The sequence below is a fragment of the Psychrobacter sp. KH172YL61 genome, assembly GCF_007182895.1.
Lineage (GTDB): Bacteria > Pseudomonadota > Gammaproteobacteria > Pseudomonadales > Moraxellaceae > Psychrobacter > Psychrobacter pacificensis.
Genome location: NZ_AP019516.1, coordinates 473,372 through 489,878 on the forward strand (window position 1 = coordinate 473,372; position 16,507 = coordinate 489,878).

The 16,507-nt window shown below is 45.2% G+C and carries 15 protein-coding genes and 3 pseudogenes; 11 read left to right on the top strand and 7 right to left on the bottom strand.

Features of this window, described 5'->3' with window-relative positions; all coding sequences use genetic code 11:
* Positions 1–56: 56 nt before the first annotated feature.
* The 7 genes and pseudogenes from PKHYL_RS02405 to PKHYL_RS02430 all read left to right on the top strand — a co-directional run bounded on the left by PKHYL_RS02405 (position 57) and on the right by PKHYL_RS02430 (position 5,767).
* Positions 57–722 (top strand): hypothetical protein, encoded by a 666-nt coding sequence (locus PKHYL_RS02405; RefSeq protein ID WP_240365896.1) that lies wholly within the window; start codon positions 57–59, stop codon positions 720–722.
* A 10-nt stretch (positions 723–732) separates the two neighbouring features.
* Positions 733–822 (top strand): cell division protein ZipA C-terminal FtsZ-binding domain-containing protein, encoded by a 90-nt coding sequence (locus tag PKHYL_RS17060; protein WP_269778225.1) that lies wholly within the window; start codon positions 733–735, stop codon positions 820–822.
* The gene (locus tag PKHYL_RS02410; RefSeq protein WP_269778226.1) at positions 809–1,075 is read left to right on the top strand and encodes a cell division protein ZipA C-terminal FtsZ-binding domain-containing protein; all 267 of its coding nucleotides are present in this window, start codon (positions 809–811) and stop codon (positions 1,073–1,075) included. Before PKHYL_RS17060 ends, PKHYL_RS02410 begins: the two co-directional genes overlap by 14 nt.
* Positions 1,076–1,495: 420 nt before the next feature.
* Positions 1,496–3,489 (top strand): annotated as a pseudogene (gene ligA, locus PKHYL_RS02415) (NAD-dependent DNA ligase LigA).
* Between the two features lie 200 nt (positions 3,490–3,689).
* Positions 3,690–4,157 (top strand): hypothetical protein, encoded by a 468-nt coding sequence (locus PKHYL_RS02420; RefSeq protein WP_240365897.1) that lies wholly within the window; start codon positions 3,690–3,692, stop codon positions 4,155–4,157.
* A 137-nt stretch (positions 4,158–4,294) separates the two neighbouring features.
* Positions 4,295–4,444: a hypothetical protein gene (locus tag PKHYL_RS02425; RefSeq protein WP_240365898.1), complete on the top strand. Its 150-nt coding sequence runs from the start codon at positions 4,295–4,297 to the stop codon at positions 4,442–4,444.
* Between the two features lie 465 nt (positions 4,445–4,909).
* Positions 4,910–5,767, top strand: a complete 858-nt coding sequence (locus PKHYL_RS02430; protein ID WP_156770978.1) for a MauE/DoxX family redox-associated membrane protein — start codon at positions 4,910–4,912, stop codon at positions 5,765–5,767.
* Positions 5,768–5,811: 44 nt separating this feature from the next.
* Here the strand turns inward: PKHYL_RS02430 and PKHYL_RS02435 are convergent, their stop codons facing one another.
* From PKHYL_RS02435 to PKHYL_RS02445, 3 genes and pseudogenes are all read right to left on the bottom strand, one after another.
* Positions 5,812–6,339 (bottom strand): hypothetical protein, encoded by a 528-nt coding sequence (locus PKHYL_RS02435; RefSeq protein WP_240365899.1) that lies wholly within the window; start codon positions 6,337–6,339, stop codon positions 5,812–5,814.
* 378 nt (positions 6,340–6,717) lie between these two features.
* The gene (locus PKHYL_RS02440; RefSeq protein WP_240365900.1) at positions 6,718–6,897 is read right to left on the bottom strand and encodes a hypothetical protein; all 180 of its coding nucleotides are present in this window, start codon (positions 6,895–6,897) and stop codon (positions 6,718–6,720) included.
* 392 nt (positions 6,898–7,289) lie between these two features.
* A pseudogene (locus tag PKHYL_RS02445) lies at positions 7,290–9,766 on the bottom strand (YgiQ family radical SAM protein).
* Positions 9,767–10,285: 519 nt separating this feature from the next.
* On the opposite strand from PKHYL_RS02445, the pseudogene PKHYL_RS02450 reads away from it, so the two are divergent.
* Both PKHYL_RS02450 and PKHYL_RS02455 read left to right on the top strand, forming a co-directional pair.
* Positions 10,286–11,597 (top strand): annotated as a pseudogene (locus PKHYL_RS02450) (ammonium transporter).
* A gap of 10 nt (positions 11,598–11,607) precedes the next feature.
* On the top strand, positions 11,608–12,240 hold the full coding sequence (locus tag PKHYL_RS02455) for a hypothetical protein (protein WP_071002306.1): 633 nt from the start codon (positions 11,608–11,610) through the stop codon (positions 12,238–12,240).
* Positions 12,241–12,332: 92 nt separating this feature from the next.
* Here PKHYL_RS02455 and PKHYL_RS02460 read toward each other — a convergent pair whose 3' ends face one another.
* From PKHYL_RS02460 to PKHYL_RS02470, 3 genes are all read right to left on the bottom strand, one after another.
* On the bottom strand, positions 12,333–12,722 hold the full coding sequence (locus PKHYL_RS02460; protein ID WP_240365901.1) for a hypothetical protein: 390 nt from the start codon (positions 12,720–12,722) through the stop codon (positions 12,333–12,335).
* A 17-nt stretch (positions 12,723–12,739) separates the two neighbouring features.
* The gene (locus PKHYL_RS02465) at positions 12,740–13,000 is read right to left on the bottom strand and encodes a hypothetical protein (RefSeq protein ID WP_240365902.1); all 261 of its coding nucleotides are present in this window, start codon (positions 12,998–13,000) and stop codon (positions 12,740–12,742) included.
* Between the two features lie 235 nt (positions 13,001–13,235).
* Positions 13,236–13,703, bottom strand: a complete 468-nt coding sequence (locus PKHYL_RS02470) for an Lrp/AsnC family transcriptional regulator (RefSeq protein WP_071002305.1) — start codon at positions 13,701–13,703, stop codon at positions 13,236–13,238.
* Between the two features lie 244 nt (positions 13,704–13,947).
* Here PKHYL_RS02470 and rarD point away from each other — a divergent pair, with 244 nt between their 5' ends.
* Entirely contained in the window at positions 13,948–14,967 is a 1,020-nt protein-coding gene (gene rarD, locus PKHYL_RS02475; protein ID WP_237182795.1) for an EamA family transporter RarD, read from the top strand.
* Between the two features lie 272 nt (positions 14,968–15,239).
* On the opposite strand, the gene smpB is transcribed toward rarD, so the two are convergent.
* Positions 15,240–15,716, bottom strand: coding sequence for an SsrA-binding protein SmpB (gene smpB, locus PKHYL_RS02480; protein ID WP_071002304.1), 477 nt, complete (start codon positions 15,714–15,716; stop codon positions 15,240–15,242).
* 259 nt (positions 15,717–15,975) lie between these two features.
* On the opposite strand from smpB, the gene coaD reads away from it, so the two are divergent.
* Entirely contained in the window at positions 15,976–16,488 is a 513-nt protein-coding gene (gene coaD / locus PKHYL_RS02485) for a pantetheine-phosphate adenylyltransferase (RefSeq protein ID WP_240366481.1), read from the top strand.
* The last annotated feature ends 19 nt before the right edge of the window (positions 16,489–16,507 follow it).

Below are 16,507 nucleotides of genomic sequence, written 5' to 3' on the forward strand. Positions count from 1 at the left end.
CCATTTATGCTCGTTTGTGTATTCCCTTTTGTTATATATACTAGGATGTATTTATCATGACCGCTATTCAGTTTGTATTGATTGCCATTGCCGCGTTTATCGTGCTCGCAGGGCTGTTTATGGTCATTCGCAGTTTTAAGCGCCGTAATGGTGCTGAAGCTGCTGCGGTCAATTATGATAAAAACGGTATTCCCATCATACCGCGTCATGAGCGCAATATCGTTGATCAGCCAGACTTTGATGATACGGTTGCTGGCGAGACGAGCATTGGCCCTGACCGCACTTATCTGAATGCGGTCGTTGAAGAAGAGCCATTGACGCAGACTCATACTAACGTCGATCCCCAGCTGACTGCTGAGCGTGACACTATGGCAGATGAAGATCATGACGTCGTCGACAATGAGGACTATGCGCGCTGGCAAGAAGAGCAACGTCGCGCTGATAACGCTGAGTTTTTAGAGGCGGCTGAGCAGATGCATATCGAGCAAGAGCCTGATGCATTCTCTAGCCTCATGTCGGCAACAGATAGCTTGATGCCATCGATTGACACGGCAGAAGAGCCAAGCTTCGACAACAACAGCCCGATACTGGATCAGCATTTATCAGAGTCAGGCGATGATGCGCAAAACGGCCCCCTTGATCAATGCCAAAGACAACATCAATATCACCATCTTGCCGCACCAATATCGCGATCGTCCAACCGCGATTATCCGTGGTCATGATCTGCTAGCATTGATTGATAAATATGGTCTACGCTATGGCGCGATGAATATGTTCCATCGCTACGAGCAAAAAAGACGGCACGGGTATGCTGTGGTTTAGTATGATGGGTATCACCGACAGTGGTATCGCGCCCTTTGATCCGCATAGTGTCGCGACCAACACGTATAACGGCATCGTTATGTTTTTATCATTGCCACATCCTCAAGCCGTGCGCAGCTTCGATAGCATGATGAGCATTGCTTATATGATGGCAAGCGATCTTGACGCGATTATGCTCGATGAAGAGAACCAACCAATCACGTCTGAATACAAGCAGCAGCTACGTAATCAAGTTCGTGATTATGAAGGCTAAAAGCTTAAAGGCGAATAGCTCGAAGGCTAAGTAAATCAACTGCTAAAAACAATTATAGAGTGTTAAAAAGGCAAATAGCGATTCATGTTATTTGCCTTTTTTAATGGGCTATAGTTTCTGAAAAAATTTAGAGTCGGTTCAAGATAATTTAGATACAAGGAAGGCGGGGAAAGTACTACACATAGTAGACTGAGCGAGCCTGACACAGTAGCTGATTTATATAGGATTGGCTATATCCGAGTATCCTGTAAACTTGTTATCATATCGTCATCTTGAATGACAAAAAAGACCCCGACTATGACTGACGCTACCTTATCAAATAATTCTAAAAACCTATCTGCTCAAGTGCAAAGTGCAACATCTAATATAGCCAGTTCGGCCAATGACGGCACCAATAATAATGCAGAAATTGTCTCGCAAATGCGCACGCTTATCGAGTCTCTCAAACAGCACAACTACGCCTACTATGTGCTAGATAATCCAATCTTAGAAGACAGTGAATACGATCAATTGCGCCGCTCGTTGCTTGAGATTGAAGAAGAATATCCGGACTTAGTGCAGCCAGATAGCCCAATCAATCAAGTCGGCGATATGCCGCTATCGGCCTTTACCCAAGTCACGCATGATATTCCAATGTTGTCCTTGGGTAATGTCTTTGAGTATGATGATTTGCGCGATTTTATGCGCCGCGTCAATGATCGCCTGAGCGACTCGCAGCAAAACCCTGAATACGAGATGGAGCTAAAGCTTGATGGATTGGCCGTTTCATTAAAATATGAGCATGGCAAATTTGTCCAAGCGGTCACGCGCGGTGATGGGCAGACGGGTGAGGACATTACCCAAAATGCCAAAACCATTCGCAATTTACCACTATGGATCGCCGATGCGGCTGATATCGAGCTGTTAGAAGTGCGCGGTGAAGTGCTGATGCCAAAAGCAGGGTTTGAGCGTCTCAATCGACTTAGCGAGGCGAGCGAAGGTAAAACCTTTGCCAATCCACGCAATGCCGCTGCTGGTAGCTTACGTCAGCTTGATCCCGCCATAGCCGCTAGTCGTCCACTCGCATTTTATGGCTATTCGGTCAATCAAGGACTGCCTGAAAGTATAGACACCCAGTCAGGGGGCGCTGGCATGGCTCACCGAGCTTGGCTTCACCGTCAGCGCTGTAGAAGTGGTCGCCAATCCACGCGCCGCGCAGACTTATTATGAGTCAGTGATAGAAAGTCGTGCCGATTTGCCATTTGAAATCGATGGTATGGTGATTAAGGTGAATAGCCTTGCCTTGCAGCAGCAGCTCGGCTTTTTATCCCGTGAGCCGCGCTGGGCGACGGCCTATAAATTTCCTGCTGAAACCGTCATGACGCGTCTCAACGATATCGAATGGCAAGTCGGACGGACAGGGCAAATCACCCCAGTCGGTAAGCTCGAACCCGTCAAAGTCGGCGGCGTCACCGTCAGCAATGTCACCTTGCATAACTTTGGTGAGATTCAGCGTCTGGACGTGCGCGCAGGCGATATGGTTAGCGTGCACCGTGCAGGTGATGTCATCCCCAAGGTCACCCGCGTTTGGCACGAGCAGCGCCCAGCCGACTCTGAACCTGTGACCCTACCTTCGACTTGTCCTGTCTGTGATTCGCCTGTCATCCCTACCAGAAGATGAGGCATTGGCACGCTGCACAGGCGGACTGTATTGCCCAGCGCAGCAGACTGAGGCGCTGATTCACTTTGTCTCACGTCGTGCTATGGATATTGATGGGCTTGGTGAGCGCTGGCTGATTAGCTTCTTTGAGCATGGCCTTATCAAAACGGTTGCTGATATCTATCAGTTGCACAATCATGCGGATGAGATGGTCACCTTTGAAAAACTGGGTGAAAAATCGGTCCAGAATATCATTAATGCTATCGAAGCCAGCAAGCACACGACATTGGCGCGCTTTATCTATGCGCTGGGTATTCGCGGTGTGGGTGAAGGCACAGCACAGAACTTTGCGCAGCAATTTGGTGATTTAGATAGTCTGATGGCCGCCAGTATTGAGACCTTGATAAAAACGCCCGATGTTGGCGAAATCACCGCTGAGCTGACCTATGAGTTCTTCCGCGCGCCGCACAATATCGAAGTCATCACCGCATTACGCGCGGCTGGCGTGCATTGGGATAAAGTCGAGCAGGTCGCCTCAGAAGGGCTACCACTCGATGGGCAAACATGGGTCATCACGGGTGCGCTCGATAGCATGGCGCGTGATGAAGCCAAAGCCAAACTGCAAGCACTAGGCGCAAAAGTCTCAGGCAGCATCTCGGCAAAAACCACTGCGCTACTGGCAGGTGATAAGGCAGGCTCTAAGCTAACCAAAGCAGAGAAACTAGGCATTAAGATAGTGGGTGAGGAAGAGTTTTTGGCGTTGGTTGAGGGCTGAGGTTAGCGGTAGGGTGCGCCCAGCGCACCATTTAAAAATTTGATTTAGGAATTAAAAGTATTATTCAATAAATAGCTGAACGTTGAATCATTTTCATAGATAAGTGTTTTTCAATATATTGTTTCCTATTTATGCGTTGGTGCGAAAGGCGTACCCTACGACTTAAATTACTAACACCTTTATCAAAATTTCGGAAGGCCATGACATACTACACTTATACTCAATTAATGCGTCACATAGCTGTCATCGCCTGCATAAGTGTGGGCGTCGAATATTTAACCGGAAGTATTAGCTTATCGTTTTTACCACTACTTATCTTAGTCATGAGTTATTTGAAATGGTTAGGTATATTTAAGTCAGTCAACTCTCAAAAAATAGACATCAGTGCTAGCATGCAACACTTAAAAAGTGCTAATACTCAGGCTGAATCGAGATTACCAAGTTTCGAATTTGTAGCGAAAAAGTACAACTCTGGACTTTTATTGACGATAGCTATCTTTGCATCGATGATATGGTTGAGCACAAAACTAATTATCGCATGGCTAATGCCCTTGTTCACAAATCAACCATTTGCTCCTTCTGACATTATATGGACAGTGATACCGATTGGCATAGCAATACTCAGCTATCTAGTAGGCAAAGATGAAGAAAAAACAAAATACCATTAGTATCAATATCTACTCTTAGGTTTTTACCAGAAAAACTACAAATTATTAAATCCAATCAAACGTTAGATATACCATGGCAGTCGATTGAAGATATTCATGAAAAACGGACACTTTCACATGCTCTATTGAAGATAGTAGTGAACGAAGAGAGTAGTGGAATTAAATCAAACTATGGAGAGTATTCATTTGATATTTATGATGTTTGCTATAGTGCAGCAGATATTGAACAGCTTGCTATTATTTACTGGGCAAAAGCCATAGGTAAAGAGATCAAAACAGTCGAGTAGGGTGCACTCCGCGTACCATTTAAGAACTTTATTTAGGAATTAAAAGTATTATTCAATAAATCGCTGAACGTTAAATCATTTGCATAGATAAAGGTTTTTAATCTATTGTTTCCTATTTATGCTTTGGTGCGCGAGGCGCACCCTACAAATTACTAATTTTCCACACCCATAATCTCATATACTTAAAAACCTACTCCACCAATTCCTCATGCGGATTAACTTTAGACTCACCTTTCTTACCATCAGGCTTGATCTCAATGGGTAATACCAGTCCTTTGGCAAAGTCAGTATTCAACTATAGTCTGAACACCAGCCTACCTCCGAAAAACCCACCACTTATCATTAAACCTAACAAAGTTAACAAGACTGATTCAGATCGCGCTTACCGATGCTTATAAGATAATAGTCACAGTCATAAAAGAACTATGATCAAGCAGCGAATAAGCAAAACGTAAGGAGCGCGTTATGGCAGACAATACTAATAATAAATCTAATACCGACACTATAGATAGTAGCCAAAGTCCGCAAGTACAGCATCTCATCGACACTCTACAAGGCGAGCATATCGGCAAAGAAGGCGGGCAGTCTGCCGTCATCTTTCGGATGGTGATGCCAGACCACCTATGTCCGTTTGGCCTCAAATCAATCGATGCGCTCAAGCACGCAGGCTACGATATCATCGATCGCCATATCACGACCCAAGATGAGAATACATTGGTCAAAGACACGCTTGGGGTCAAGACCACGCCGCAGACCTTTATCGATGGCAAGAGTGTTGGCGGCAATGATGATCTGCAAGTATTTTTGGGTAATCACGAACCCGAGACAGACGACACCACTTACGCGCCCATTATTGCGATATTTGCTGTTACCGCACTCATGACACTGGCATTATGCTGGGCTTTTGCTGTTAGTGTCTTTTCGATACAAGCGCTTATGTGGTTTGTCGCGCTCTCCATGTGTGTATTGGCGATTAAAAAGCTTGAGGATTTAGAAGGGTTTACCACTGGGTTTTTGGGTTATGATTTGATAGCACGCCGCGTGGTACGCTACGCCTACGTGTATCCGTTTTTAGAAGCGTTTGCCGGTATCGCTATGCTTGCCGATCAGCCTTGGCTCAATCCGATTGCGGGTCTGGTCGCTTTTATCATTGGTTTGATAGGCGGGGTATCAGTTATTAAAGCCGTCTATATCGATAAGCGTGAGCTAAAATGCGCCTGCGTCGGCGGCGATAGTAATGTCCCACTGGGCGCGATCTCTTTAACCGAAAACGTCATGATGTTCGGTATGGGTGGTTATATGCTGATTCGCGCTTTATTATAATCAAATGGTTTGATGATGCATAATAAATACATCGAGCTACTCCGTCATTTCCCCATGCGCCTTAGCATCCCCTTTTTGCCATCTGGTTTGATCACGATAGGTAATATCAACCCTTTGGCAAAGTCGTCTGATAACACATAGTCATAGCGACTGGCAGCGACATTGGGTGTGGTATGAATGACCAGTGTCATCTCGTTACCATCGGTCAGTTCATGTGAGACATAGGTTTCGCTCAGCTGATCCAAGGCTTTGGATAGCGCTTCGTTACTTGCCATACTGATAGTGAGGTTGTGCTGCGCTGTCGCCGCGTCCACATCGAAGTACTCTGCATAGTCACGGACGTTTTGACTATCGATTGCAAATGGATACTTATAGTTGGTGGGATCGGCAGGCTTTGTCCCGCTATCGACTAGCGACCAGTCTATCTCATCGGCTGCTGGTATTGACGAGTCTGATGCGGTCGCCGCTGTTTTAGATGCTTGGTTAGGGGTTTCGGTGTTATTATCGCAGCCTGTTAGCGTCCATACACTCGCAGCTGCCATTACCATCATCGTTATCAGACGCGTCGCCATCGGGTTATCCTTTTACTATTGATCATCATTAATGTGTACTAAAGGCTATTTTGACAGCTTTCCTGATAGTTCTCTAGCAAAACAAACCAGCACTGATGATATTCATAATCATCAGAGAGAAGATGTGTAAAAGAACACGCATAAAAAACAGCCGCTCAAGGGCGACTGTTTTATTTTTGATAAATCTCTGCTTATCTTTGATTGATTAGAGTTGGCAGTTTACTTTATATTCTTGACCGCTTGCCCATTTCATTGCAAAGATTCCTTTGTCACCTTTCATGTGCCACGCATAGACCGCTTTTGGATTTGAGTCGTTGACATAGCTTGCGACGTCGCCTTTTACATCGCCGTTTAAGACGAGCTTTTGCTCTGTCCATTTTACTTTAGGTAAGGTGGCATTGAGTATGACTTGTTTTTGTTAATAGACTGTTTTGCCATGATGGTGCTGCCATCGGTACAGGTATATGGGGCTGCTGCCATACGGTCATAAGCGGCAGTGACTTTTTCTGGCGCAGGGGTATCAGTCGTCTCTGGCGTGGTGGGGAGTAGTCGTGGCACAAGCGCTCAGTAAGGCAAGTGCAGGTAGGGCAGTTGCAATTTTAGTGATGGTATTCATCATTCTCTCCAAAGTATTACTGGTGTCATTTACTTGTTCTTAATAATGCGTTTAGCATATGAGGCTTATAGTAGCGAAAACGAAGTATTGCCGTGTTAGAAATTGTTCATTACCTATTAGCTTCGTTACCCAATCGCTGACTAATGTAACTTACCATCGCCAGCCTATTGAAAGATAAACGATAATCATTTGACTATTTATTCACTAATGAGTGAGACAGAAAAAGCACCCATCAACTGAGCGCTGATAGGTGCTTTTTTTATGAGTTTAATACGGCCTACGTTTAGTTCATGTTTCTATACTATTCATATTATTAAAACTACTTCTTATCAAGCTATTTGGTTTTGCGCGGTGGCAGACCTGTATGCTGAGTTTGGAAATTGCCTTTGCTGACTTTTTTTCTTGGTATTTTTGCCGACCGTATTTTTGCTTGTGCCAGCACGGTTTGCAGCGTTGTTTTTTGACGAGTTGTTGCTACGCTTCACTGAGTCATTTCCTAGGCGACTGTTCTTTTTGCGTGCTGACTGATAGCTGTCTTGCGCCGCATCACGCCCCTCTAAGTGTGCATTGAATGGCGGAATCAAGCAGCCACGGTTTTTGCCAATCAGATCACTACGGCCCATGTCTTGTAGCGCTTTACGTAGTAGTGCCCAGTTTTTTGGATCATGATAACGCAGGAACGCTTTGTGCAGTTTGCGCTGCTTGCCAGATTTGACAATATCCATATCACCTTCACTACGGCTGATCTTATGTAGTGGGTCTTTGTGGGTGTGATACATGGTGGTCGCGGTCGCCATCGGGCTTGGATAAAACGCCTGTACTTGGTCAGCGCGAAAGCCATTGCGTTTGAGCCACAGCGCAAGGTTCATCATATCTTCATCGGTGGTGCCAGGGTGCGCGGCGATAAAGTAAGGGATGAGGTACTGCTCTTTGCCCGCCTCGGCGCTGTACTGCTCAAACATCGCTTTGAATTGATCGTAGCTGCCCATGCCAGGCTTCATCATTTTTGACAATACGTTGTCTTCTGAGTGTTCAGGGGCGATTTTTAGATAGCCACCGACGTGGTGCGTGACCAGCTCTTTGACGTATTCAGGATCTTTAACCGCCAAATCATAACGCAAACCAGAGGCGATAAGGATTTTTTTCACGCCTTTGATATCACGGGCTTTGCGATACAGTTTGGTCAAATTACTGTGATCGGTCAGCAGGTTTTCGCAGACATCAGGATAGACGCAAGACGGTTTACGGCAGTTTTTCTCAATCGTCTCGTCTTTACAGCTCAGACGATACATATTGGCCGTTGGCCCACCAAGATCAGAGATCACGCCAGTGTAGTTGGGTGCAGTATCACGAATGGCTTCGACTTCACGCAAGATTGAGTCTTCTGAACGGTTTTGGATAATACGGCCTTCGTGCTCAGTGATCGAGCAGAAGGTGCAACCACCAAAACAGCCGCGCATGATATTGACCGAAAACTTGATCATGTCATAAGCAGGGATGCGCGCATCGCCATAGCTTGGGTGCGGCAGACGCGCATAGGGCAGGTCAAACACATAATCCATCTCTTCAGTCGAGAGTGGAATCGGTGGTGGGTTCAGCCAGACATCGATAGAAGTATGCGAGTTACCTGCACCGCTACTATGACGCTGCACCAGCGCGCGAGCGTTACCCGGATTGGTCTCTAAATGTAAGATACGGTTGGCATGCGCATAAAGCACAGGGTCAGATTTGACATGCTCATAGTCAGGCAGACGAATCACCGTTTGCTCACGTGGGGGCATTTTGATTTTATGCTTGCGGGCGGTTTTTGGCTTATTAAACGCATTGTCAAAGCCGCGCATCTGTACCACTTGGGTATCAGTATCCACTTGGTCGGCATTAATGATTTTGTCAGTGACTGGCTCAGCGACAAAACCCTGATATTGTGATGACATAGATGACGGCATGGCTTGCCCGACAGGCGAGTCCGATGGTTTGTTCTGCTCAATTGAGCAGCTATCAACGTCTTCGGTCATGACATACGGGTTGATGATCGGATCGACACGGCCAACGGTATCGACATCGTTACTGGCGACCTCAGTCATATCCGCTTGCCAATGACGACGCGTTGGGGTCAATAAATACGCTGTACCACGTAGCTTACTCATTTGCTCAAAGCTATAGCCTTTCGACAGACCATGTACCACATCGACGATGGCGCGCTCAGCATTACCATACAATAAGACATCCGCACGCGCATCGAGCAAAATACTACGGCGCACTTTGTCTGACCAATAGTCATAATGCGCGATACGGCGTAAGCTGCCCTCAATACCGCCCAAGATAATCGGGACATCAGGATAGGCTTCACGGCAGCGCTGGCTATAGACGATAGCCGCGCGGTCAGGGCGCTTATTAGCGACGTTGCCAGGAGAGTAGGCATCATCACTACGGATTTTACGATCGGCGGTATAGCGGTTGATCATACTATCCATATTGCCAGCGGTCACGCCGTACGCATAGACAGGTTTGCCAAGCTCCATAAAGGCGTCTTTGCTCTTCCAATCAGGCTGCGCGATAATACCGACGCGAAAGCCTTGTGACTCAAGCAAGCGACCGATAATCGCCATACCAAAGCTTGGGTGATCGACATAGGCATCGCCTGAGACGATGATAACATCGCAAGCATCCCAGCCCAAATCGTCCATTTCTTTGCGGCTCATCGGCAGATAAGGCGCAGGCTCGTAGCAGCCTCGCCCAGTGTTTGTCATAATCATAAAGTGGCTTGGTGCCTTGTTTAAAGGCAGTGCGGGCGATGGTATCGGCAGACATGGGCGGACCTGTTAATTAGAAAATGGTACTAGAAATACAACCTTTATTCATTATTGATGATAAAGGCTGATTTAAAAGCGCTCATTTTAACATGAATCATCTTCACTATGCGACCTATTCTATGGGTGGCGATTGCCGATAAGTTATTGATAGCGCGAGATAAACTGCTTATGCAAAGTGAGCGACTAGCCCAGCCAAACAATGGTAAAAATGGTTTCAGCAGAACCGTCACATTGTCGCAAGCATGGTTGTTAAAGTGCAGTTATCAAAGTATGGGTTCGGTCAGTACTAATCATTTGTTTTCTCATGTTTGTTAGCCGTTCTGATTTTCATCCATAACTTTTGGCATAGCTTTTGCTCCAACCCCGTTAGGGCTTATTTGTGTGCATTCATGAGTGAAAATGGTGCACCGATAAAAATTGAACGGATAGATAAGTGTTTGGAGATAAAATGAGAACATCATCTGTTGGGCTGGATGCGATAAAAGGGCTACTAAGAACATTACTGCACAAGATACTTATGCTGGGGACGCTATTGTTTGGCACGATCGCCAGTGCACAAGCTGCGGAGGCAGACACATTGACGGTGGCACAGCTACTCGAATATCAAAACATCGCTTGGATTATTTGGGGCGGGGTTTTGGTGTTCTTTATGCAGGCAGGTTTTGCGCTACTTGAGAGCGGCTCCGTGCGTGCCAAGAACGCGGTAAACGTAATGATGAAAAACTATACCGATATGTGTATAGGGGGCCTAGCGTTTTATTTGGTAGGTTTTGGGCTAATGATGGGTACTAATCATTCGGGGTTTGTCGGTACCGATCATTTTATGCCAGTCAATCTGTCCAATATGGACTGGGCACTGATGTTCTTTCAGATGATGTTTGCGGCGACAGCGGTGACCATCGCGAGTGGTGCCATGGCAGAGCGTGTCTCGTTTATCGGCTATGCAGTCGCCGCTTGCTTGATCTGTTTATTTATCTATCCTGTGTTTGCCAGTTGGGTCTGGGGTGGGTATTTCGGCGGGTCAGGCTGGCTAGCTGAGCTTGGTTTTATCGATTTTGCTGGGTCGACCGTGGTGCATTCTATCGGGGGCTGGTTGGCACTGGCAGGCATCTTAATCATTGGGCCAAGACTGGGCCGCTTTGCCCCTGATGGTACGCCAAGACTCATCGCAGGTCACAACATGACGCTATTGGCGCTTGGCGGGTTTATCTTATGGTTTGGTTGGTTTGGCTTCAATGCTGGATCGACATTATCTATCACTGGAAATATTGGCTTGATTGCCGTCAATACTTTTATCGCTGCGGTCAGTGCGGTGGTGAGCTACATGCTGATTGCTCGGACAATGAGCAAAGCCATTTTGCTCAGTGATAGTGTCAATGCCAGTTTGATTGGTCTGGTGTCTATCACGGCAGGATGTGCCACAACAACGCCTGTTTTCGCCGTTGTCATCGGTGCCATCGCCTCTGTGGTCTATATTTTATCCACGCAAGCATTATTGAAGCTCAAAATAGACGACGTGGTATCAGCGGTGGCAGTGCATGGATTCGGCGGTGCATGGGGTACACTCGCGGCTGGATTGTTTTATACAGGGGACTTATTTAACTTATCACGGCTGGGCGTACAAGCGCTAGGCGTGGGCGTGGCGTTAGCTTGGGGACTGGGGTTGGGTCTTGTGATGTATAAGCTGATTGATCTAAGCTTTTGGGTTAAAGGCCAGCCGCTTACATGAGCAGCGTGGCCTTGATTATACCGAGCATGCCGAGCTCGGCTATCCTGAATTTCAAAAGCAGATGTTCGATGCGAAAAGCCTAACAGAGCGGCATTTATAGGAGAGAACTGATGAATATTGATACTCAATCCGTCGACCAAACCGTGTCTGCGATGGCAGAGGTGCTGTCAGAGTATTTACATCCTGAAGAGGTGCGCCTGCTCAAGAGGCAGTGGCAACAGTACTCAACTGTCTCTGTCAAAATGATGCAGCAGTGTGTGTTGGATGCGACAAGGCGCTATCCTGAACTACAAGATCACAAATCTAAAATTCGTAAAGGCTTTTGGGCTACGTTGCAAGTGGATAGTCAGCAGTCAGTGGAGTCTGACAGTCACAATGGCCATAACGAGACAATCAATGCACCCGTACCTATCTCTGAGCCCGTTCTCGCATTTTATACCGTGATAGAAGCGCTGCGCAGTCAGCTAACGGTAGCAGACAGTCGCAGCTTTTTTCATAGTATGCACCAAACTGTTTCGCAAGAACGCACCTTCAAAGGGCACCACATCAATATCAATCAATTTTTGGAAGGTAATCGTCCACCTGTACCGGACAATGAGCACCTGTTAAATAATCTGATGCAGCTTGCCTACGTGTGCTTGTGCGATATTACTGGTCCTGTAGAGGCAGATGAGATACTGTTTCAAGCGGCACAAACGGCCAAGCAAAGTTATCCAAAAGCCATTGTTGAAAAGTTATTTTAACCTATCAAGTGAGCACGTTACGAGCAAGTACGGATATCGCCTCGTAACGTACCTTATGGTTTCAGGTGAGTCAGTGCGCTGTCTGATAGCTTTTAATTATCTAATAATTGAAGCGGGAAAGTCACCACATCAAATGCAAGGGCAAAGGGCAGCAGCACCAGTTTTTGTGCGCTATTTGGTCCATGACGGTTTGTGTTTTTTTGCTGCGTTTGAGTATAAAAGCTTACCGTATAAGGCTTGGTTAGAGCGCGATAATTTGACTGAATCAAGCTTAAATTACTCACTTGCGGATATATGGCACCTTTCACGGGGACATTAAAACAAAAACGCTGGGCACCAATACGTTGATCACTGGCTGAGGTACACTCTCGGGCATTATTTTGTAAAAAGAACTGATAATCTGAGCGTCCAAACTCGTCTTTTAATTTGGCGTAAGAAAGCTTCATCTCCCCCTTGGAAATATCCATCGTTATTGGGGACATAAAAACTCATGTCATTGTCAACGTGGATGTCTTTTTTGTGTCAGATTGCTGAGCAAACTGATCATCTCAGTCCCACCTTGGGTAAGTACGTAGCTGTTTTTTTCACCAACGATAACCATCGTCGCATTTGGCGTTTTTGGTAATGCCTGCGCCGGACGGCCAAAAGCGATCACTTGATCTTCTGACAATGTCTGCTTGGTCGTGATGATATGGTCATTACTTTCTAGCAATGAGCTGGTCGCGCAGCCTGATATTGCAAGCATTGAAGAAGTCAGCAAAGTCCCTTTACCAAAGCTTTTGGGCTTATATGCTTTAGTATGTTATACCTGCTGTTTATTTTATGAGGGTAGTCTGGTTGATAGGTCATGATCAGGCTTCCTTGTCTACTTCGATGAATAAAAATTGCTAATATTATCCAACTTATGTTAGTTTTTTACAAGTTTTGAATGCAGTTTAAACACTAATTATTAATAAAAAAGCTGATACCAACTCAACTAATACAGGTAGATGTATTTAGTCTAAGGTAATCTTGGTTCCACTCTTGGTAAAGTTCATCACAAACTGACTTTTAAAATTGCGTACATTATTTTCGTAAGTCAGCAAGCTACGGGTGAACTGGTGGTAGTCGCTCATGTTTTTGGCATTGACCATCAGCATAAAATCAAAATCGCCCGAGACTTCATAACAGCTCATCACCTGTGTTTGCGAATCCATCAAACGCTCAAACCGGCGCTGCATTGATGTGTTGGAGCGCTCCATTTCTATCATCACCACTGCGGTCAGACCGTAACCCACTTTATTAGGATTAACGATGGCGACTTGCTTGGTAATCACGCCGCTATCTATCAATGCTTGAATGCGACGCTGAGCCGTCGCAACAGACACATGCACTCGTTCTGCGACAGTTTTAAGCGGTAATGTCGCATCGTCTTGCAATAAATTCAAAATAGCTTTATCAGTGCTGTCTAGGATATGGCTCATGATAATGTACCCTCATTAATTATGATTATTAGGTTTTCGATTATAAATATTATCACTAATAATTTAAATTTAAGAAAATAGTTATTTATATGACATTATTTTGATAAATTTATCCATAAATACATTTTTATAGAGATAATATATCAAAGCACTCTAGTAAAATAGACCGTACCAATCAGAGCTGCTTTAAAAAAAGAGCGAGTAATTGTTTTTTTATCATCTACTAATAACTACGGTGCTTATCATGTCTATCTCAATGCTCTCCAATGTATTCGCTAATGCGCTAGCAACCACTACTTCACGTTTGCCATTGCCTGCGATTTGGACGACTGGTAACACGCAGCAGCGCACGCTGATGTTGGGAGTGTCATTTGCCATCTTATCCAATATTTTGTTTGGTGTACTCTATGCGTATAGCAGCTTTCTGACGCCTTTGTCAGGCACACAAGTGTTTATCTGGCGTATGCTGTCAATGTGGGCGGTGTTGGTTGGCTACTTATTGATAAGTGGACGGCTAGGCATGCACATCGATAAATTGCGTGCTTTGCACTCGATCAAACAGTGGGTTTGGCTGCTACTACCTACGCCGATATTTTTGAGTCAGCTTTGGCTATTTATGTGGGCACCGGTCAATGGGCAAGGTGTACAAACCGCCATGGGCTATTTTTTGTTTCCACTCATGATGGTGGTGTTCGGTTGCCTGCTGTTTGGCGAAAAGCTCAGTCGTCTACAGTGGCTTGCGGTCGCATTTGCGGCGGTAGGGGTGTTTAGTGAAATCATTCGTACGCAGAGTGTTTCTTGGGCGACATTGTGGGTGTGTGGTACTTATCCGATATATTATATCGTGCGTAGACTCCAAGGCATTGACGCCATCACTGGTATGCTGGTCGATCTGACATTGTTTGCCCCATTTGCGCTTGGTTACTTGTACTTTTTTGCATCTAGCAATTTGGTGATGGTAGCAGGGTCTGGATTTTTGATCATGATGTTAGTTGGTCTTGGCGTTTTGAGCATCTTAGCAATGAAAACCAATATTGATGCCAGCCAAATGCTACCCGTCAATGTCTATGGCATGATGAGTTATATAGAACCTGCTTTGCTATTTATATTGGCGGTGACGGTGCTCGGTAATCCGTTTGAATCAGCGATGATCTATAGTTATGGGTTGATCTGGTTAGGTATTGCTTGTTTGATTGCTCATGGGATAAAGCAGCTTCGCACTCGTAAAAGTGTGCCGTCATCAATCAAGGGGCAGGTCGCGTAAGCGGCTAGTAGGGTAGTTAATGAGTATTGTCAGTCACGGGTATTAACAGTTGATAAGTATAGTGGAACCAATTTAAAAATGTTATAGCGTTACTGGTATAAATTTTCCTTGCGTGCTGTATATACAGAGGCTGTGAAAAATTCATCCAGTAGCGCTTTGGAACTTATGACAGTTTTGTTTTGAACTGACTATATAAGCATTAATAAGGTACAAAAAAGGACGGCTCTATATTTACTGAGCCGTCCTTTTTTGACATTTAGATTAAATAACACTTAATCTAAGTGTTGTTTAAAGCCACGCTGCTTATCACGTTCCCAATCGCGATCTTTTAACGTCTTACGTTTGTCATGCAGCTTTTTACCTAATGCGAGGCCAATTTGGCATTTCACCAGCGAGTTTTTCCAGTAGCAAGACAGCGGTACGCAAGCGTAGCCTTTTTGATTGATTGCTCCAGACAGTTTTTCGATTTCACGACGATTGAGCAGCAGTTTACGGGTACGAATACTGTCTGGACTAACGTGCGTAGAGCTCGATAGTAATGGCTGAATGTGCGCACCAAATAAGAAAGCTTCGTTATTGCGAAATATGACGTACGCTTCAGTGATGGTCATTTTTCCTGCACGAATGGCTTTGACTTCCCAGCCTTGCAATGCCAATCCCGCTTCAAAGGTTTCTTCGATAAAATATTCATGACGCGCTTTTTTATTGGCGCAAATCTGATTATCAGGTTTTTTTGATTTTTTTGACATAATTTCTCCATAAGGATTGCCTAAAAACACAGGCGCCTTATTTGACCAGTCCTACTAATTCCTCATCTTAACCCATTCAATGGTATTGAATTTTATTTGGATTATAAGTCAGATGAGTCGAACCGCCTATTGTATCAAAGCCTCTGGTGAAAAGGTAAATCGGCTGTTAGGACAAATGTAGCAGATAAGTATTAAGTTTGAGCAAAATTTGCTAGCATATGGCCTAATATTACCGATTATATTAGCCATGCTATGAGCCATTCTATTTCTCCCTAATTCCTCAAAGCTACACACCAAAATTCTATATCCTGGTACGTTTGATCCCATTACCAATGGTCATGTGGATTTGGTGACACGCGCAACCAAGCTCTTTGATGAGGTTGTGATTGCGGTTGCCTCGGGGCATCATAAAAAACCTCTATTTAATTTTGAAGAGCGCGTTGCTTTAGTCGAAACCGTATTTGCCGATTTGCCGCAAGTCTCGGTGATTGGCTTTGAAGGGTTGCTCGTTGATTTTATGCGCGAAAAACACGCCACCGCCGTGCTGCGCGGGCTGCGAGCGATGTCCGATTTTGAGTACGAGTTTCAACTGGCCAATATGAACCGCGAGCTTGATGAAAACTTTGAAGCCGTATTTTTGACCCCCTCTCAGAACTATTCATTCATCTCATCGACCATGATTCGTGAAATTGCCAAACTCGGTGGCGATGTCAGTAAATTTGTCCCACCTGGTGTGTTGCAAGCTTTTGACAAAAAGTTAAATAGTAACTAAAAGATGCTGCATCAAAAAT

Excerpts from the sequence above, each read along its gene's own strand:
- PKHYL_RS02405 (WP_240365896.1), top strand. The coding sequence starts at position 57 with ATGACCGCTATTCAGTTTGTATTGATTGCCATTGCCGCGTTTATCGTG.
- PKHYL_RS02410 (WP_269778226.1), top strand. The coding sequence starts at position 809 with ATGCTGTGGTTTAGTATGATGGGTATCACCGACAGTGGTATCGCGCCC.
- PKHYL_RS02420 (WP_240365897.1), top strand. The coding sequence starts at position 3,690 with ATGACATACTACACTTATACTCAATTAATGCGTCACATAGCTGTCATC.
- PKHYL_RS02430 (WP_156770978.1), top strand. The coding sequence starts at position 4,910 with ATGGCAGACAATACTAATAATAAATCTAATACCGACACTATAGATAGT.
- PKHYL_RS02435 (WP_240365899.1), bottom strand. The coding sequence starts at position 6,339 with ATGGCGACGCGTCTGATAACGATGATGGTAATGGCAGCTGCGAGTGTA.
- PKHYL_RS02455 (WP_071002306.1), top strand. The coding sequence starts at position 11,608 with ATGAATATTGATACTCAATCCGTCGACCAAACCGTGTCTGCGATGGCA.
- PKHYL_RS02460 (WP_240365901.1), bottom strand. The coding sequence starts at position 12,722 with ATGTCCCCAATAACGATGGATATTTCCAAGGGGGAGATGAAGCTTTCT.
- PKHYL_RS02470 (WP_071002305.1), bottom strand. The coding sequence starts at position 13,703 with ATGAGCCATATCCTAGACAGCACTGATAAAGCTATTTTGAATTTATTG.
- rarD (WP_237182795.1), top strand. The coding sequence starts at position 13,948 with ATGTCTATCTCAATGCTCTCCAATGTATTCGCTAATGCGCTAGCAACC.
- smpB (WP_071002304.1), bottom strand. The coding sequence starts at position 15,716 with ATGTCAAAAAAATCAAAAAAACCTGATAATCAGATTTGCGCCAATAAA.